Raw genomic sequence first — 16,891 nt, forward strand, 5'->3', positions numbered from 1 at the left:
AACACCGGGTGCCGCGACCCCCGTCGAGGGACTTCCGTCACTTGCTGGTCAGGCGGCGTTCACGCAGGACGCCTGTTCCGCGTCCATACCGACCAGCAAGCGTCGTCGCATGGCTAATCCGGCTCCCGACTCGCCACGCAACGAAACCCGATGTGGGTAGTCGCGCTGTCCTGCGATTGGGGCGAACGCGCGGCCGGACGGTAGCGGTGGCAGTACTCCGGGGCGCACAAGTGCGAACCGCCCTTCAACGCCTGTCTGACGGCGGGATCGGCGGGCCCCGACGGTGTGCAGCAGGCTTTCGGTGGCTGGTCGAGGCGGTGATGGGCGGAGAACTCGGTGGCGGTCCACTCCCACACGTTGCCGATCATGTCGAGCAGCCCGAAACCGTTCGGCGGAAACGTCCCCACCGGCGACGTGCCCACCCAGCCGAGCGCGCCGTCGTTGCGGTACGGGAACCTGCCCTGCCACGTGTTGGCCATCAACCGGCCGCCGGGTGCGACGTCGTCGCCCCAGGAATACGTCGTCGCGCTGCCGCCCCGGGCGGCATACTCCCATTCGGCCTCGGTCGGCAATCGCCGCCCGGCCCAGCGCGCGTAGGCCGCGGCGTCGGGATAGGCGACCTGCACGACGGGATGGTCACCCCTGTCCGCGACATCGCTGTCCGGCCCGAACGGATGACGCCAACTCGCGCCGGGCACCCAACCCCACCACTGTCGCCAGTCACGCAGGTCGACCGGGCCCGGCGTCGGGCGAAAGACCAAAGCGCCGGCACGCAGATCACTGGGATCGACTCCCGGATACAGCGCAGGGTCAATCGGTTGCTCGGCGGTCGTGACATAGCCTGTGGCGGCAACGAATTCGGCGAACTGCGCGTTGGTCACCGGATGTCGTTCCACCGCAATACAACCCACGGCCACGGTGTGGACCGGCGCCTCTTCCGGGTAGAAGCTTGTCGAGCCCATCCGGAATGAGCCACTAGGCAGGTCAATCAGCTCAGTGAGCACCACTTCAGGGTATGACGCGCCCGCTGTCGGGAACCCGGTCGCCTTGACCCGACTTACCCGACGCGCGCTAATCCGATTTCTTGTACCACGCGCGCATGTACATCACCATCGCCGTGACGAGGGCGATCAGCACCCAGATCACCAGCGCTTGGTCGATCCAGGCACCCGGCGGTGGGGCCCCCGGCAGGAAGTTGCGGATGGGGATGACCGCGAACAGCAGGGCGGCGAACCACCCGCCGAACGGAGGCACCAACTTCCGCTTACCGGTCGCCATCGGAATGACGACCGCCAACGCCAGGGCGGCCAGGGCGAAGAGGACCAGGCAGATTCCCAGATCGAAGATCAGCGGGGCCTTGGACCTGTGCAGAGTGATGATCACGCTGTCGCCGCCGCCCGCCTCTTGACCGCCTTCGCCGACCCGCTGAACGCTGACGTCCCAGCCTTCCAATTTCCCGGCCACCTCGACGCGCGCGGGTTTGTATTTGCGGTCGTCGCCGGACCCGACGAGCACGTCGGCCGAGAGGGTGTCGGTCTTGTAGGAGTCGAAGGGCCAGATCTCGGGGTCACCGTGGGCGTCGACCGTGGTGGCCACCTGTGCGGGCGACTTCCCCGCCGGATAGACCAAGTCCCCCAGGTCGTTCGGCGGATCCATACGCACCGCGGTGTCCTGTTTCAAGACGTCCAGGCGCGAGTCCCACATCTCTTCCTTCGGGTACACCAGCACCTTCACCGCAAGACGATTGGCGACGGTCTTGAGCTCATCGAGGCGTATCAGCACAACGGTGTCGTCGGCCGCGTTGAGATCCGGGGCCTTAAGGGGCGCCGCCGACTCGCCCAGCACATGAAAGCCGAACAACGACAAGCCGTAGACGACGATGAAAGCGACGAGAACGCCGATACCGACTAGCAAGCCTGATCGCTTTTTGGGCGGCGGGGCGGCGTGTGTAGGCGGGGTCTCAACCGTCATCGTGCAACCTCCGTCGCGGACAAGAAAGGCGGACGAGCATTCGCTGGGCAATTCCAGCTAATCGGAAACGCCACGAATTCAGATCGTAATGAACCCCTGCAGATCGTGCGGTGACATCAGCATTTCCGCAATCTTTGAGCCGATGCGACGGTACGAGTCAATTCCAGTTCATCTGATGTTTGTTTGCGCGCCTCCTCGGTAGCTGTAAATGTCGACATGTGGCGAAATCGGGGTGACTTGCGCCCCGACACCGACCTCACCGCCGACGCCGGACGCCATCATGGCCTTCGTGGCCGTGCACCCCTACATGCCCCATTGCTACGCCGCCGGAGAGTAAGTGCACCCCCGCATCGCCTGCCCGGGCTGAGCTGGCCGCCGCTGAGCACGACGATCACAAACGCCGCATCCTTCCACCGTCTGTTGTTTTCGAGGAGGCAATTACCGTGAAGCGCAATCGAGCTGCTGCCGCCATCAGCGTGCTGACAGCGGCCGCTCTGGTGCTATCGGGATGCAGCAAGCCACACACGACCCTGGCCTATGCCAGCGGATCGAGAGTGGACTGCGGCGGAAAGCAAGCCATCACCGCGAGCGGCTCGAGCGCCCAAGCCAACGCGATGACCGAGTTCATCGCCGCCTTCAACAAGGCGTGCAAGGGAAAACAATCCATCACCTACACCCCCAACGGTTCCGGCGCCGGAGTCAACGACTTCCTGGCCGGCAAGACCGATTTCGCCGGATCGGACATCCCGCTCACCGATGAGCAATACGCCGCCGCCAAGCAGCGATGCGGCGGAAACGACGCCTGGAATCTGCCCGTGGTCTTCGGGCCCATCGCCATCACCTACAACCTCAACGCCGTCGACAACCTGGTGCTCGACGCGGCGACGCTGGCCGGGATCTTCAACGGCAGCATCACGCGCTGGGACGACCCGGCCATCACCGCGCTCAACGCATCGATGCCGCCGGAGAACATTCATGTGGTCTACCGCGAGGACCCGTCCGGCACCAGCGCAAACTTCCAGGCCTACTTGCAGGCCGCATCCGGCGGGGCATGGGACAAGGGCACCGGCAAGATCTTCGCCGGCGGCGTGGGCACGGGCGCTCACGGCAACCAGGGAACCGCGGCCGAGGTGAAGAACACCGAGGGCGCGATCAGTTACAACGAATACTCATTCGCCTTGCAGCAGAACCTATTCGCCGCCCAGATCAAAACGTCGGCAAGCCGTAAATCGTTGCGCCCGGTGCGCATTGGCGCCGACACGGTCGGCAAGACCATCAGCAACGCCAAGATCATCGGCAAGGGCAACGATCTCGTGCTCGACCTGTCCGGGTTCTACAACCCCAGCCAGCCCGACGTCTATCCCATTGTCATGGTCACCTACGAGATCGTCTGCTCGAAATACCCCAGCGCCGACGTCGGCCCGGCGGTAAAGGCGTTCCTTCAGGCAGCCGTCGGCCCAGGCCAGGCTGACCTCGACAAGCACGGCTACATCCCGTTGCCGCCGGACTTCCAGTCGCGAGTCTTCGGCGCCATCGACACCATGACCGCCACGCCGGGAACGAATGGGTTGACCGGCTAGGTTAGGTCTTTTTCGGCGATTTCCGATCCCGATTTCGCCACCAGGCGTACACGAACAGGGCCATCGCTGTCACCAGCGCTATCAGCACCCACAGCACCACGGCCTGGTCGATCCACGAGCCAGGCGGCGGGGAGCCGGGCAGGATATTTCGCAGCGGGACGATGGCGAACACCATTGCGCCGTACCAGGTTATGAACGGCGGGACGAACGATGTCCTGCCCAACGCCATGGGAATGGCCACCCACAACGCCAGCGCGGGCAAGGCGACAAGGACCAGGATGATGCCGAGGTCGAAGATCAGCGGCCCCTTGGACCGGTGCAACGTGATGACCACGTTGTCCAGAGAATCAGGGTTGGCATCCTCCGGGTCGTGGACCCGAGTGGCACTGGCGTCCCAGCCGTCCAACTTTCCCGTTATTTCGACACGCGCAAACGTCTTTTCCTTGGACGGCCCGGACCCGGTGAACACATCGGCGGCGAGCACATCCGTCTTGTAGGAGTCGAACGGCCAGTTGCCCGGGTCACCACGTGCCTCGATGGTGGTGCTCACCTGCGCCGGCGCCTTTCCCACCGGGTACTGCAGGTCGCCCAGGTCGTTCTCGGGATACAACCGTACGGCCGCGTCGGTGGTCAGCACGCCGAAGTTCTTGTCGTACAGCGAATCCTTAGGGTATACAAGGACATTCACCGTCAGGCGGTTGGCGACGGTGTCCAGCTTCTCGATGTGGACCGACACAACGCTGTCGTCGGCCTCGATTTTGCTGAAGTCCACGGCGGGCAGCGGGGGCGCCGACTTGGCCAGCAGATGCACGGCTATCAGGGACAAGACGTAGATGACGATGACGGCCACAATGACCCCGAAGGCAATCGCGATGCGTCGTCCTCGCGAATCGGGCGTCGGCGGCACTGGCGGAGCTTCGGTTGTCATGGGGCCTCCCCACCATCAGTAGAACCAACAATTCCTAGCCAACCCGAAACGCTAGCAGTTCGGTGCGGTTTTCCGGCGCCTATTGTCCGGCACAATATCTCCCCCGCGTCGGCCCGCGGCGCCGAAGCTACCGCGGGCCAGAGTTGCGTTCACAGAGCTCAGTCACGCGAGAAGGCAAGCGCAAGTTCGGATTCCACGTCTTCATAGGGGCGCCCGGACACGTCGACGGTGACTTTGGCGATGGTCCCGCCGGTGAACGTGAACGGGGCTTTATAGCGGCTGGACACCCCGGACCCGCCATTGCGTCCGACGGTGATGCCTGCGCCCGCCAACCCGAACGTCCCCGGGTGGCTGGTCACATCGGCGAGCGTGCCGACCATGTCGTCGTCGATATAGAGGGTGACGTCACCGAGCGGCGTGTGGCTGCCCGGCACCGTGCCCTTCAGCGAATAACGAACGCCGAACAGGTGTCTGCCCAACGGGACCGCAGCCGACGACGAAACCAGCTGCTGGCGTTCGCCGAGGAAGTTGTAGACGAAATGCAGGCGTCCGTCCTGGATGAACAACACGTACCCACCGTGGGCACCGCCCTGCTTGTACAGCACGCCTTCGGCGCCCGTGGTATCCACGGTCACGTCGGCCAGCAACGCGAACGAGCGGCCGCGAATCTCGACCGCGGCACCGATCCCGACGTCAGCGCAATCGGGATAGTAGACGTAGCTTTCCCGTTCGCCGACCAAATAGGGCCGGAACCTGGTCAGCGTTTCCATCATGTTGAGATCGCCCAGCGGTAGTCCGTTGTACTTGGCGGCTTCGGAGAACCACAGTGCCTTGAGCTCCTCGAGCTTCTCGGGCTGCTCGGCGGCCAGGTCGTGGCACTGACTGCGGTCGGACTCGATGTGAAAGAGTTCCCAGCGATCGGTGTCGAAATGCGACCAGCCCGCCGGCGAGGCGGCGTGCACGGTGTTGGCGAACCAGCCCTGATGCCAGATCCCGCGCGTGCCGAGCATCGTGTAGAACTGGGTTTGCTTGCCGGTCTTGGCATTTGAATCGGCAAGGGCCGCTTTGAAACTCACGCCGTCAAGCGGCTTCTGCGGAATGCCCTTCACGGTTTCCGGTGGGGTCATGTTCAGCAGGTCATACACCGTCGGGGTGATGTCGGCGACGTTGACATAGGTGTCGCGGACCTCGCCGTGTGCGGCAATCCCGTTGGGCCAGGAGACGATTGCGGTGTCAGCGATGCCACCCTCGTGCGAGGCGTAGCGCTTGTACAGCTTGTAGGGCGTGTTGAAGGCCATCGCCCAGCCGATCGGGTAATGGTTGTAGGTCTGCGGCCCGCCGAGGTGGTCGAAGAGCTTCATGCTCTCTTCGACGGTGTCGATATAGCCGTTGAAGAACTTGCCCTCGTTCACCGACCCGTTGGGACCGCCCTCACCGCTGGCGCCGTTGTCGGAGATCACCACGATGATGGTGTCGTCCAGCTGGCCGGACTCCTCGAGATAGTCCAGGATGCGGCCGATCTGCGCATCGGTGTAGCTCAGGAAGCCGGCGAACACCTCGGCCATCCGGGAAAACAGCTTCTTCTCTTCGTCGTTGAGCGACTCCCACGGCCGCACGGTGTCCTGCATCGGCCAGGGTTCGCCGTTCGGTCCCTTGACATCCAAATACGGGTTGACGGGCGACAATTCGGTGTCGGCCGGGACGATCCCCAACGCCTTCTGCTTTTCCAGCACGATCTCGCGGTAGCGCTCGTAGCCCATGTCGAACGTGCCGGCGTACTTGTCGGCCCACTCCTTGAAGACGTGGTGCGGCGCGTGCCCTGCGCCGGGGCACACGTAGCTGAACCACGGCTTGTCGGGCGCGATCACCTTGGCGTCACGGATGAATTCGATGGTCTTGTCGGCGAGGTCCTTTGACAGGTGGTAGCCGTCCTCGGGTGTGCCCGGCGGGTTCACCGGGTGGTTGTCGTAGACCAGGTCGGGGTACCACTGGTCGGTCTCACCGCCCAGGAATCCGTAGAACCTCTCGAAGCCACGCGAGGTCGGCCAGTGCCGTTTGGTCGAGGCCATGCTGGATTCTTCGAGTGGCGTCAGGTGCCACTTGCCGACGCAGTAGGTGTTGTAGCCGCGTTCGTTGAGCGCTTCGGAAAGCAGCGCGGTGTCGGCCGGAATGCGCCCGTTGCAGTTGGGGAAACCGTCGGTGAATTCCTCGATGGTGGCCATGCCCACCGTGGTGGCGTTGCGACCGGTCAACAGCGACGCCCTGGTCGGCGAGCACAGTGCGGTCGTGTGGAACTGCGACAGCCGTATCCCGCGCTCGGCAATCCGCGTCATCGCGGGCATCTCGACTAAGCCGCCGAAGCAGTCCCAGGTTGCGATGCCGGTGTCGTCCCAGACCAGGTAGAGGACATTCGGCGCATTCTCCGGCGCGGTCGGCGCCGCGTACGGACCCCAGTCCGGCTCGGAATCGCGGATATCCAGCTCGATCTTGCCTTTGAATTCAGGGGACATGCGCCGAGCGTAGCGCCACTGCGAAAATTCCGATCTTTTTTCGCGGTGGCGGCTCCCCCGCAAGCGGGCGGTGCCCCAGCTCGGCAAAGCAAGACGCCCGAGACCGTAGGGTCTCGGGCGTTTTGCCGTTGCTTGGTGACTACCTGGCTTTTACTTCGCCTTCTCCAGGATCTCGACGAGCCGCCAGCGCTTGGTCGCCGACATCGGCCGCGTCTCCATCAGCGAGACGCGGTCGCCGACCCCGGCCGTGCTGTCCTCGTCGTGCGCCTTGACCTTCTTGGTGGTCCGGATGATCTTGCCGTACAGCGCGTGACGCATACGGTCTTCGAGCTCGACCACGATGGTCTTTTCCATCTTGTCGCTCACCACATAGCCGATGCGCGTCTTGCGACGACCACGCGTCTTCGGATTGGCCGGAGTGTTCTTGGGGCCCTTGTCCTTTGACCCAGCGTCACCCTTGGGCGCGGCTTTCGGCGCTGCCTTCTTGGCTTCTGTCATCACAATTCCTTACCGTCTGGCCCGGAAGCCAAACCGAGTTCCCGTTCCCGCAGGACGGTGTATACACGCGCGATCTCCTGACGCACCGTGCGCAGCCGACGGTTGTTGTTGAGCTGTCCGGTCGCCATCTGGAACCGAAGGTTGAACAGCTCCTCTTTGGATTCGCGCAGGCGTTCGGTCAGCTCTTCGTCGGTGAGCTCACGCAGTTCGCCAGGCGAAATGCCCACTGCCATCAGAACTGATCCTCTCGGGTGATGATGCGTGCCTTGATCGGCAACTTGTGGATAGCCCGGGTCAGCGCCTCGCGGGCGGTCTGCTCGTTGGGGTAGCTCAGCTCGAACAGCACCCGACCCGGCTTGACGTTGACCACCCACCACTCTGGTGAGCCCTTACCCGAACCCATCCGGGTTTCGGCGGGCTTCTTGGTCAACGGGCGGTCCGGGAAGACGTTGATCCACACCTTGCCGCCACGCTTGATGTGCCGGTTGATGGCGATACGCGCGGACTCGATCTGCCGGTTGGTGACGTAGGCGTGCTCGAGGGCCTGGATCCCGTAGTCGCCGAAGTTCACCTCCGTGCCGCCACTGGCGATGCCACGCTGGCGGGGGTGGTGCTGCTTACGGTGTTTAACTCTGCGGGGAATCAACATGATTCAGCTCTCCGTGCTCTGCGGTTCCACTGCGGGCGCAGCGTCGGCCGGCGGTGCGGCGGCTTCCTCGGCACCCGCGGCCCGTCCAGCCTCGGTGCTGGTTGCCGTGGTACCCGAAGCGCCGCTGCGGCGCGGACGGGTGCCCGACGGACGCTCGCGACGCGGACGCTCGGCGCCCGCCGGCGCGGCGGCCGCCAATTCGCGCTTGCCGCCGACGATGTCGCCCTTGTAAATCCACACCTTCACACCGATCCGGCCGAAGGTGGTCTTGGCCTCGTAGAGGCCGTAGTCGATGTCGGCACGCAGGGTGTGCAGCGGCACGCGGCCCTCACGGTAGAACTCCGAGCGGCTCATCTCGGCGCCGCCGAGGCGGCCCGAGCACTGCACCCGAATGCCCTTGACGTTGGGCTGGCGCATCGCCGACTGGATGGCCTTGCGCATCGCGCGGCGGAACGCCACGCGGTTGCTCAACTGCTCGGCGACACCCTGGGCCACCAATTGTGCTTGCGACTCAGGGTTTTTCACCTCGAGAATGTTGAGCTGGACCTGCTTGCCGGTCAGCTTCTCCAGGTCCGCACGGATCCGGTCGGCCTCGGTGCCGCGGCGCCCGATGACGATGCCGGGACGGGCGGTGTGGATGTCGACCCGAACCCGATCCCGGGTGCGCTCGATCTCAACGTCGGCGATCCCGGCGCGCTCGAGGCCGGTGGACAGCAGCCGCCGGATCGCGACATCTTCCTTGACGTAGTCGGCATACTGCTTGTCGGCGTACCAGCGCGACTTCCAGTCGGTGGTGATGCCCAGCCGGAACCCATGCGGATTGATCTTCTGGCCCACTAGTCTGAGCCTCCCTTCGCTTCAGAAGTCTCAGACGTTGTGGCGGGCGCCTTTTTGGCGGCCGTCTTGGCAGGAGCCTTCTTGGCTGCCGGGGCCTTCTTCGCCGGCGCTTTCGCGGCGGCCTTGCTACCCTCGGCGCGACGTGTCCTGGCCGACTTGGCCGACCGCTGGTCCTTGGCCGGACGGCTTTCCACCACGACGGTGATGTGGCTGGTGCGCTTGCGGATCCGGAACGCGCGGCCCTGGGCGCGCGGTCGAATGCGCTTGGCGGTCGGACCACCGTCCGCGTAGACGGTGGCGACTACGAGGGTCGCCGGGTCAAGCCCATTGTTGTTCTGCGCGTTGGCCGCCGCGCTGGCGATCACCTTGGCGACCGGCTCGCTCGCGGCCTGCGGGGCCCAGCGCAGGATGTCCAGCGCGTCGGTCACCGACTTACCACGCACCAGGTCGATGACCCGGCGTGCCTTTGTCGGCGACACCCGCACAAACCGTGCTACGGCCGTCGCCGACGGAAATTCAGTAGTGGTGGCGCTCATCGCCGTTTGGCCTTTCGGTCGTCCTTGATGTGCCCCTTGAAGGTGCGCGTCGGGGCGAACTCACCGAGCTTGTGCCCGACCATCGCCTCGGTGACGAAGACCGGGACGTGCTTGCGCCCGTCGTGCACCGCAAAGGTGTGGCCGATGAAGTCCGGAATGATCGTCGAACGACGCGACCAGGTCTTGATGACCTGCTTGCTGTTCTTCTCGTTCTGCACGTCCACCTTCTTGAGCAGGTGGTCGTCGACGAACGGTCCCTTTTTCAGACTGCGTGGCATCTACTATTCCTCGACTTCCTAGCGACCGTGCTTCTTGCCGGTGCGCCGGCGCCGGACGATGAGCTTGTTACTCGCTTTGTTCGGGTGCCGGGTGCGGCCCTCCGGCTTGCCCCACGGGCTGACCGGGTGACGGCCACCAGAGGTCTTACCCTCACCACCGCCGTGCGGGTGGTCCACCGGGTTCATCACGACACCACGGACGGACGGGCGCTTGCCCTTCCACCGCATACGACCGGCCTTGCCCCAGTTGATGTTTGCCTGCTCGGCGTTGCCGACCTCGCCGACCGTGGCGCGGCAACGGACATCGACGCGGCGGATTTCACCGCTGGGCATACGCAGCGACGCGTAGGTGCCTTCTTTACCGAGCAACTGGATACTCGACCCGGCCGAGCGCGCGAGCTTGGCGCCACCGCCCGGTCGCAGCTCCACGGCATGCACCAACGTACCGGCCGGGATGTTGCGCAGCGGCAGGTTGTTGCCCGGCTTGATGTCGGCGTTGGCGCCCGACTCCACCACATCACCCTGCGAGAGCCCAAGCGGGGCAACGATGTAGCGCTTCTCGCCGTCCAGGAAGTGGAGCAGCGCGATGTTGGCGGTCCGGTTGGGGTCGTACTCGATGTGCGCGACCTTGGCGTTGACGCCGTCTTTGTCGTTGCGGCGGAAGTCGATCACCCGGTAGGCGCGCTTGTGGCCACCACCCTGGTGACGAGTAGTGATGCGCCCGTGGGCATTGCGCCCACCCTTGCTGTGCAACGGGCGCACCAGCGACTTCTCCGGCTCCGACCGAGTGATCTCGGCGAAGTCGGAGACGCTCGAGCCGCGACGACCCGGGGTCGTCGGCTTGTACTTACGAATTGCCATGTCTGATCAAATCTCTCTCTCGCGCCCGGCTAGGCCGGTGCTCCGAAAAGGTCGATTGGCTTGCTACCCGGCGCCAACGTGACGATCGCGCGCTTGGTGCCTTTGCGCTTGCCGAATCCGCTCCGGGTGCGCTTGCGCTTACCCTGCCGATTCGCCGTGTTCACCGATTCGACCTTGACGGAAAAGATCTTCTCGACGGCGATCTTGATCTGCGTCTTGTTCGAATCGGGGCGCACCACGAAGGTGTACACGTTGTTGTCGAGCAGCCCGTAGGACTTCTCTGAGATGACCGGAGCCAGGATGATGTCGCGGGGGTCAGTCACGGTCGCCATCAGGCCGAAACCTCCTCGGTGCTAGCCGTGCCGGCGCCGGTGTGCGCGGCGATGTAGGCGTTGAGTGCCTCGACGCTGAACACCACGTCGTCCGAACGCAACACGTCATAGGTGTTGAGCTGGTCGGGCGCCAGGATGTGCACACCGGGGATGTTGCGCACGCTCTTCTCGCCGGCCGCGTCGCTGCGGCCGATGACGACCAGCACCTGCTTGCGATCGGTCAGCGTGTCCAGAAAAGCCTTGGCGCTCTTGGTGGACGGGGTCTGACCCGACACCAGCTCGGTGATCGCGTGGATGCGTCCGTTGCGTGCCCGGTCGGACAGCGCGCCGCGCAATGCGGCCGCGATCATCTTCTTGGGCGTGCGCTGGGAGTAGTCGCGCGGCTGGGGGCCGTGCACGACGCCACCACCGGTGAACTGGGGAGCCCGCGTCGAACCCTGCCGGGCGCGTCCGGTTCCCTTCTGCCGGTACGGCTTGCGGCCACCGCCGCTGACCTCACCGCGAGTCTTGGTCGAGTGCGTTCCCTGCCGGGCCGCCGCGCGCTGCGCGGTAACCACCTGGTGCATCAACGCGATGTTGGCCGGCGCATCGAACAACTCGGCGGGCAGCTCGACGGAGCCGTCGACCTTGCCGTCCGGTGTCTTGACCTCGATCTTTAATGTCTTGACTGCCATTACTTTTCACCTCGTTTGACCGCGCTGCGGACCACCACGAGTCCACCGGTGCGGCCGGGGACCGCACCCTTGATCAACAGCACGCCGTTCTCGGTATCGACCTTGTGCACCAACAGGTTCTGCACGGTCACCCGGTCGCTACCCATGCGGCCGGACATCCGCGTGCCCTTGAACACGCGCGCGGGAGTGGCGCAGCCGCCGATCGAGCCGGGACGGCGATGCACTGCCTGAGCACCGTGGCTGGCGCCCTGGCCGCGGAAGCCGTGGCGCTTCATGGTGCCCGCGAAGCCCTTGCCCTTGGAGGTACCGGTCACGTCGACGTAGCTGCCGTCGGCGAAAATCTCGGCCGTCAGCTCCTGGCCGACCTCGTATTCGGCGGCCGCGTCGGGGTTGTCCAGCCGGAATTCGGCGAGGTGACGACGAGGGTTCACACCGGCGGCCGCGTACTGGCCGGTCACCGGCTTGTTGACCTTGCGCGGACTGATCTCGCCGTAGGCCAACTGCACGGCGCTGTAGCCGTCAGTCTCCGGGGTGCGGATACGCGTCACCACGTTGGGTCCAGCCTTGACCACAGTCACCGGCACGATCCGGTTGTTCTCGTCGAACACCTGCGTCATGCCCAGCTTGGTACCCAGAATGCCTTTTCTTGCCATGAGTTCTGGATCTCCTACTGGATGTTGACGTCGACACTGGCCGGAAGATCGATGCGCATCAACGCGTCAACGGTCTTCGGCGTGGGATCGAGGATGTCGATCAACCGCTTGTGTGTCCGCATCTCGAAGTGCTCCCGCGAGTCCTTGTACTTATGCGGAGAGCGGATGACGCAATACACGTTCTTCTCGGTCGGCAGCGGCACCGGACCTACGACGCTGGCACCTGTACGGACGACGGTCTCGACGATCTTGCGCGCCGACGCGTCAATAGCCTCATGGTCGTAGGCCTTAAGCCTGATGCGGATCTTCTGTCCCGCCACGCTTCTCCTACCTTCACTCCTGTTGAGGCCCGGGTTCCGGGCCTGGTGCCCCCGGCGCGCTCGTTCGACTCGGCCCGTGTCGGGCCGATCGAGCGTCACGCCGGATACTGCGCCGCTGTTTACCTGTCGTGGTCCACCGGCACCCGCGGTCGGGTGTGTCACCCTTACGCAGCCTCGTTCGCGGCCACAATTAGTCGCGTTCAAGGATGGGACCGGACGCGCCCGTTTGGGCGCTGGTCGTATGCCCAACCAGGCACAAGCCCGGCGCAAGGCAACCCGAACAGTATGCCTTAGATCGCGGGTTTGACCAAATCTCGGGCAAACACGGTAGTGGGTCAGTTTGACGGCATGTAATTTACCGGTTGGGCTGCTCTGGTGGGATGATGGTTGGCATGCCTGACCGGTCAAGAAAGCGTCCACGCGACCTTAACTCACTGGCCGCGTCCATCGTTAACGATGCCACCGAGCAGACACCCGATAGGTATACGTATCGGGTGGAGTGGTCGGCCGAAGACAACGAATGGGTCGGCCTGTGCGCTGAGCTGCCATCCCTGTCCTGGCTCGACCCAGACAAGACGAAAGCACTCGCGGGTATTGCACGACTCGTGCAGGACGTCACTGCCGAAAAAGACCCGGCTGCGGTTGCGTTGGGCCGTAAGGGGGGCCTGAAGGGCGGAAGGGCAAGAGCGAAGAAACTGACGGCGGAACAGCGCTCAGAGATAGCCCGGAGGGCTGCTCGGTCTAGGTGGTCGACTAAATGACGCTGGCCAAGTAGGTCAGCTCCCGCTGATACCTGGTCACCGACCCGTTGACCTGAAGACGCTTCCCATCAACAGTGTGGAACTTCCCAATCTTGAGTTCTGAAATTGGAATGCTCTTGGCCCCGCTGATACGGCCTGATGATACGAAGTCGTCGGTGACCACGAAGGATTCGGTCGGGTCGCCATCGAATAGCTTCGGGTATCGGTTCGCAACGGAGAGCGCGCGCTCGATGTACATGCGAGATGCCCGGTCGGGGGTGGACTGCATCTGGCTCTTGGAGCCCACCATCGTCATCACCACGGCGGCCACGCGGGGTGCAGAACGACCTCCGGCACGTCGGTTCCAGGTCTCAAAATCCTTTTTGGGGTTCGACAGCAACTCCAGGGTCAACTCAAGTGAGGCAATTGAGTGTTCATCCACCCGAACCGGGATGACGACCGCGTCGGCAGCACACCAAGCAAGGTGTGTGCCCCCGGCGTAGAAGGGACTGGTGTCGAGAAGGATTCCCTCAACCCCGAGTTCGTTCGCCTGCCCTTCTAAGACGACCTTCAGCGAGTCGAGCAACGCGCTGACGGCCTTCGGGTTGCTTTGGGCATTCGCGATCTGGAGTTGCTGATACAGCGTTGACGGGAACGCGAACATCTCGGGTGAACCGGGGATGACCCACGTCGGCTTGACCGCCTTGAACGAGTCGCAGTACTTCGATACCCGGTAAGAGACGTCGGCTGGGGGTGTCCCGAATGCTGGACCCAATAGCACCGGCTGCAGAGCGTGAACGATATTGACGGGCGGCTCTTCTTCGTCGCGCATTAGCGCCTCGGTCATATTGCACTGGGCGCAGAGGTCGGCGACTAGCAACGACCGCTTCTTGGCCAATTCGTGAGCGAGGTTGAAGGACAACGTCGACTTACCGACGCCCCCACGCAGGGTTGAGACCGCGTAGGTGCGATAGCGAGGGGTTCCAGCTCGGGTGTAGCCGTCTTCCACGACAGACTTGTGGATTGCCAGAACGCGGTCCAGGTCGCTGACCATTATGTTTCCTCCAAGCGCACCGTGAGCCAGCTGGCGGAACCGCTTCCCGCAGGGGGTGCAGGTTTCACAATATCATGCAGGTGATGCAGGTTCACAGATAACCTGCAGTATATGCAGGTTATCTATTGTGCTGCAGGTATCGGTCAAGCATAATGGTCAGTATGGTTAACCGGCTCTCCACCGACAAGCGGGCACAGATCGTGTCCTGCTTGTGTGAGGGCATGAGTATCCGCGCCACGGTGCGGGTGACCGGCGCCGCGAAGAACACCGTCACGAAACTGTTGGTGGAGCTGGGCGGTGCCTGCGGCGAATACCAGGCCGCAGCGCTATTTGACTTGCCCTGCACCACAATTCAGGCCGACGAGATCTGGTCCTTCTGTTACAGCAAGCAGAAGAACATTCCCGATGAGCACCAGGGGGAGTTCGGTTACGGGGACGTGTGGACGTGGACGGCGATCTGCGCCGACACCAAACTTGTCCCCTCCTGGTTGGTGGGTGAGCGCACCGCCGAAGATGCTGAAGTGTTCATACGGGATTTGGCTTCTCGGCTCTCCAACCGCGTGCAGCTCACCACCGACGGTCTACGGCTGTACGTGAACGCGGTGGAAAAGACGTTTCATGGGGACATCGACTACGCGCAGCTGCACAAGATCTACGAGTCCCCCGACACCGAGTTCAACGAACGCCGCTACAGCCCCGCCATCTGCACCGGGATCGACATTCGGAGGGTCAACGGCAATCCCGACATGGATAAGGTCTCCACGTCGTACGTGGAGCGCCAAAACCTCACCATGCGAATGGGCATGCGCCGATTCACCCGCCTATCCAACGGCTTCAGCAAAAAAGTAGAAAACCTAGCCCATGCGGTGTCTTTGCACTACATGTACTACAACTTCGCGCGGCCCCACCAAACCCTCACCAAGGCCAACGACGGCCGTAAGACGACTCCTGCGATGGCCGCAGGAGTTGCCAATCAGGTCTGGACCTGCCGCGACATCGCGGGACTTTTGGACTAAGGCTGACTCAAGCTCAGCCCGCCGCGCGTTTTCTTTCGGCGGCATTTCTGGCCTCAGAAAGTTGATTGGCTTTGTTGTTATTCTCGACGTGAGAAATTAGTTGTTCCACGACCTGCACGCAGCCGAATAGGGCATATGCAAATCCGATAAAAGGCACGGCAGTAAGTGCCCAGACGGCTCCATGAGGGAGCTTTAACACTAGCGGCCAAAGTATGCAAAGGGCCAGTGCGGCCAAGCTAGTGAAGACTGACACCACAATTACAATTAGATAAGGTCGAATAGCCCCCCGTAATCCTCTAGGTAATTGGTTCAATAGCCTGACGTAGGCGGGACCGAAGACGCCCACCAAAATCGTCATTGCCATTAAGACGAGGGATGTTAGAGTCGCCGCGACGGCTGATACCCCACCTAGAATGGCGGCTGTTGCATCGGCAACACGCGGACTATACGTGGGTCCCGCAGCTATTGCAGTACCTACTATAATTCCCAGCCAAAAATCCCATGACAGAACGATAGAACCAACTGACGTGGCTACGGCGTTATACCAGGCTGTCTTTCGCCAGTTTGGTTGCGGATACTGGTCGGGGATCGGATCAACCATCATCCCCAGTCTCCTCGCTTTGGGTCTCGTCCGCTAGGCGTGACCTCAGGACGCTCTCGTCGACCTCGCCGGACTCAGTTGTCGGTGCCTCATCATGTAACTCCTCGGTACCGACGCGAGTGCTGAAGGATGTTTTGTGGGTGCCGTCGTCATCGGTCCTAACGCCCTCATACCGGCCGTCACCGTAACCTCGATCAATATGACTCTGGGTTTCAGATATGAAGTCAGAATTAATGTCGATGCCATTCTGGTTCTCAAGTTCAATATTGGCGATCTCGGCCTCAGCGTTCTCCATAATCTTTTGGAGATTCCTTGCGTCTTGCCATCTCGGATTGGGCTTTCTAACCGTAAGGCGCACTGCGGTTACCTTATCAACAGTCTCTAGCCAGCGCTGTAGGCTCTGCGTGCCCTTTCGGCTCTCAATAGACCAGCGGAGATCTTTTTGAGTGCGGCCCTCATTTAATATCTCCTCTAGAGCCGTAATAGCAGAATTTATAGGTATGTGGGTGCGCTCTTGTATGAAAGCGGTTAGCCGATCAATATTGACGGCGAACGTCGTAGTTACTCCTCGCTGGGTGGTTTCATCCCTAAAATCCTTCGCCCCTTCGTCCCAAACCTCAGTTACGGCACCGTCCGCCACGAATCCGAGGCGCCCCGATAGCACGCCACCGTCGGTTTGCGTGCGGCCGATAATCCAGTCCCGACCACGACGGGTGACTCGGTTGCCGGGACTCAGTCTCGCGATCAACGCCTCAGTCGGGCTCCCGAAGAGGCCCATTTGCGCCGGTGGGATGAATCGGACACCGTAGACGCGCCCCGTCCCGGTCTTCGCCATACGCCGCAGCTTAATGGT

At 62.9% G+C, this 16,891-nt stretch carries 20 protein-coding genes; 2 read left to right on the forward strand and 18 right to left on the reverse strand.

Going from position 1 to position 16,891, the window contains the following annotated elements:
- Positions 1-113: 113 nt before the first annotated feature.
- A complete protein-coding gene (locus tag MNAB215_RS04090) occupies positions 114-1,004 on the reverse strand; it encodes a formylglycine-generating enzyme family protein (protein ID WP_077078408.1) in 891 nt (296 codons plus the stop codon).
- Positions 1,005-1,071: 67 nt separating this feature from the next.
- Positions 1,072-1,971 (reverse strand): DUF4436 domain-containing protein, encoded by a 900-nt coding sequence (locus tag MNAB215_RS04095; protein ID WP_077077562.1) that lies wholly within the window; start codon positions 1,969-1,971, stop codon positions 1,072-1,074.
- Positions 1,972-2,414: 443 nt separating this feature from the next.
- Between MNAB215_RS04095 and pstS the strand changes: the two genes are divergently transcribed.
- A complete protein-coding gene (gene pstS / locus MNAB215_RS04100) occupies positions 2,415-3,551 on the forward strand; it encodes a phosphate ABC transporter substrate-binding protein PstS (protein WP_077077563.1) in 1,137 nt (378 codons plus the stop codon).
- A 1-nt stretch (position 3,552) separates the two neighbouring features.
- On the opposite strand, the gene MNAB215_RS04105 is transcribed toward pstS, so the two are convergent.
- From MNAB215_RS04105 to MNAB215_RS04180, 14 genes are all read right to left on the reverse strand, one after another.
- Positions 3,553-4,479 carry a DUF4436 domain-containing protein gene (locus MNAB215_RS04105; protein WP_077077564.1) on the reverse strand — a complete coding sequence of 309 codons (927 nt, stop codon included), beginning with the start codon at positions 4,477-4,479 and terminating at the stop codon, positions 3,553-3,555.
- A gap of 158 nt (positions 4,480-4,637) precedes the next feature.
- On the reverse strand, positions 4,638-6,989 hold the full coding sequence (locus tag MNAB215_RS04110; RefSeq protein WP_077077565.1) for an arylsulfatase: 2,352 nt from the start codon (positions 6,987-6,989) through the stop codon (positions 4,638-4,640).
- 150 nt (positions 6,990-7,139) lie between these two features.
- Complete coding sequence (gene rpsQ / locus MNAB215_RS04115; protein ID WP_077077566.1) at positions 7,140-7,487, reverse strand: 30S ribosomal protein S17; 348 nt, start codon at positions 7,485-7,487, stop codon at positions 7,140-7,142.
- Entirely contained in the window at positions 7,487-7,720 is a 234-nt protein-coding gene (rpmC, locus tag MNAB215_RS04120; protein WP_077077567.1) for a 50S ribosomal protein L29, read from the reverse strand. Before rpmC ends, rpsQ begins: the two co-directional genes overlap by 1 nt.
- Entirely contained in the window at positions 7,720-8,136 is a 417-nt protein-coding gene (rplP, locus tag MNAB215_RS04125) for a 50S ribosomal protein L16 (RefSeq protein ID WP_077077568.1), read from the reverse strand. The genes rpmC and rplP overlap by 1 nt, the downstream gene beginning before the upstream one ends.
- A gap of 3 nt (positions 8,137-8,139) precedes the next feature.
- Entirely contained in the window at positions 8,140-8,973 is an 834-nt protein-coding gene (rpsC, locus tag MNAB215_RS04130; protein ID WP_077077569.1) for a 30S ribosomal protein S3, read from the reverse strand.
- Positions 8,973-9,509, reverse strand: a complete 537-nt coding sequence (gene rplV, locus MNAB215_RS04135; RefSeq protein WP_077077570.1) for a 50S ribosomal protein L22 — start codon at positions 9,507-9,509, stop codon at positions 8,973-8,975. The genes rpsC and rplV overlap by 1 nt, the downstream gene beginning before the upstream one ends.
- Entirely contained in the window at positions 9,506-9,787 is a 282-nt protein-coding gene (gene rpsS, locus MNAB215_RS04140; protein WP_025738376.1) for a 30S ribosomal protein S19, read from the reverse strand. The genes rplV and rpsS overlap by 4 nt, the downstream gene beginning before the upstream one ends.
- Before the next feature lie 18 nt (positions 9,788-9,805).
- Complete coding sequence (gene rplB, locus MNAB215_RS04145; protein ID WP_077077571.1) at positions 9,806-10,648, reverse strand: 50S ribosomal protein L2; 843 nt, start codon at positions 10,646-10,648, stop codon at positions 9,806-9,808.
- Positions 10,649-10,677: 29 nt separating this feature from the next.
- Entirely contained in the window at positions 10,678-10,980 is a 303-nt protein-coding gene (gene rplW / locus MNAB215_RS04150; protein ID WP_077077572.1) for a 50S ribosomal protein L23, read from the reverse strand.
- Positions 10,980-11,654: a 50S ribosomal protein L4 gene (gene rplD / locus MNAB215_RS04155; RefSeq protein WP_077077573.1), complete on the reverse strand. Its 675-nt coding sequence runs from the start codon at positions 11,652-11,654 to the stop codon at positions 10,980-10,982. Before rplD ends, rplW begins: the two co-directional genes overlap by 1 nt.
- Positions 11,654-12,307 (reverse strand): 50S ribosomal protein L3, encoded by a 654-nt coding sequence (gene rplC, locus MNAB215_RS04160; protein WP_077077574.1) that lies wholly within the window; start codon positions 12,305-12,307, stop codon positions 11,654-11,656. The genes rplD and rplC overlap by 1 nt, the downstream gene beginning before the upstream one ends.
- Positions 12,308-12,321: 14 nt before the next feature.
- On the reverse strand, positions 12,322-12,627 hold the full coding sequence (gene rpsJ / locus MNAB215_RS04165; RefSeq protein ID WP_003873519.1) for a 30S ribosomal protein S10: 306 nt from the start codon (positions 12,625-12,627) through the stop codon (positions 12,322-12,324).
- A 753-nt stretch (positions 12,628-13,380) separates the two neighbouring features.
- Positions 13,381-14,421 carry a ParA family protein gene (locus tag MNAB215_RS04180; protein WP_077077575.1) on the reverse strand — a complete coding sequence of 347 codons (1,041 nt, stop codon included), beginning with the start codon at positions 14,419-14,421 and terminating at the stop codon, positions 13,381-13,383.
- A gap of 161 nt (positions 14,422-14,582) precedes the next feature.
- Here MNAB215_RS04180 and MNAB215_RS04185 point away from each other — a divergent pair, with 161 nt between their 5' ends.
- Complete coding sequence (locus MNAB215_RS04185) at positions 14,583-15,437, forward strand: IS1 family transposase (protein ID WP_217348903.1); 855 nt, start codon at positions 14,583-14,585, stop codon at positions 15,435-15,437.
- Between the two features lie 13 nt (positions 15,438-15,450).
- On the opposite strand, the gene MNAB215_RS29390 is transcribed toward MNAB215_RS04185, so the two are convergent.
- Together MNAB215_RS29390 and MNAB215_RS04190 are read right to left on the reverse strand one after the other, a co-directional pair.
- A complete protein-coding gene (locus MNAB215_RS29390; protein WP_131829081.1) occupies positions 15,451-16,041 on the reverse strand; it encodes a hypothetical protein in 591 nt (196 codons plus the stop codon).
- Entirely contained in the window at positions 16,031-16,873 is an 843-nt protein-coding gene (locus MNAB215_RS04190; RefSeq protein ID WP_077077579.1) for a DUF4747 family protein, read from the reverse strand. The genes MNAB215_RS29390 and MNAB215_RS04190 overlap by 11 nt, the downstream gene beginning before the upstream one ends.
- Positions 16,874-16,891: the final 18 nt, after the last annotated feature.

It is taken from the genome of Mycobacterium numidiamassiliense, assembly GCF_900157365.1.
In the GTDB taxonomy this organism is placed as follows: domain Bacteria; phylum Actinomycetota; class Actinomycetes; order Mycobacteriales; family Mycobacteriaceae; genus Mycobacterium; species Mycobacterium numidiamassiliense.

Excerpts from the sequence above, each read along its gene's own strand:
- rpmC (WP_077077567.1), bottom strand. The coding sequence starts at position 7,720 with ATGGCAGTGGGCATTTCGCCTGGCGAACTGCGTGAGCTCACCGACGAA.
- rplW (WP_077077572.1), bottom strand. The coding sequence starts at position 10,980 with ATGGCGACCGTGACTGACCCCCGCGACATCATCCTGGCTCCGGTCATC.
- rpsS (WP_025738376.1), bottom strand. The coding sequence starts at position 9,787 with ATGCCACGCAGTCTGAAAAAGGGACCGTTCGTCGACGACCACCTGCTC.
- MNAB215_RS04180 (WP_077077575.1), bottom strand. The coding sequence starts at position 14,421 with ATGGTCAGCGACCTGGACCGCGTTCTGGCAATCCACAAGTCTGTCGTG.
- rplB (WP_077077571.1), bottom strand. The coding sequence starts at position 10,648 with ATGGCAATTCGTAAGTACAAGCCGACGACCCCGGGTCGTCGCGGCTCG.
- MNAB215_RS04190 (WP_077077579.1), bottom strand. The coding sequence starts at position 16,873 with ATGGCGAAGACCGGGACGGGGCGCGTCTACGGTGTCCGATTCATCCCA.
- MNAB215_RS04110 (WP_077077565.1), bottom strand. The coding sequence starts at position 6,989 with ATGTCCCCTGAATTCAAAGGCAAGATCGAGCTGGATATCCGCGATTCC.
- MNAB215_RS04105 (WP_077077564.1), bottom strand. The coding sequence starts at position 4,479 with ATGACAACCGAAGCTCCGCCAGTGCCGCCGACGCCCGATTCGCGAGGA.
- MNAB215_RS04185 (WP_217348903.1), top strand. The coding sequence starts at position 14,583 with ATGGTTAACCGGCTCTCCACCGACAAGCGGGCACAGATCGTGTCCTGC.
- rplP (WP_077077568.1), bottom strand. The coding sequence starts at position 8,136 with ATGTTGATTCCCCGCAGAGTTAAACACCGTAAGCAGCACCACCCCCGC.
- rplC (WP_077077574.1), bottom strand. The coding sequence starts at position 12,307 with ATGGCAAGAAAAGGCATTCTGGGTACCAAGCTGGGCATGACGCAGGTG.
- rplV (WP_077077570.1), bottom strand. The coding sequence starts at position 9,509 with ATGAGCGCCACCACTACTGAATTTCCGTCGGCGACGGCCGTAGCACGG.
- MNAB215_RS04095 (WP_077077562.1), bottom strand. The coding sequence starts at position 1,971 with ATGACGGTTGAGACCCCGCCTACACACGCCGCCCCGCCGCCCAAAAAG.
- rpsQ (WP_077077566.1), bottom strand. The coding sequence starts at position 7,487 with ATGACAGAAGCCAAGAAGGCAGCGCCGAAAGCCGCGCCCAAGGGTGAC.
- rplD (WP_077077573.1), bottom strand. The coding sequence starts at position 11,654 with ATGGCAGTCAAGACATTAAAGATCGAGGTCAAGACACCGGACGGCAAG.
- MNAB215_RS29390 (WP_131829081.1), bottom strand. The coding sequence starts at position 16,041 with ATGATGGTTGATCCGATCCCCGACCAGTATCCGCAACCAAACTGGCGA.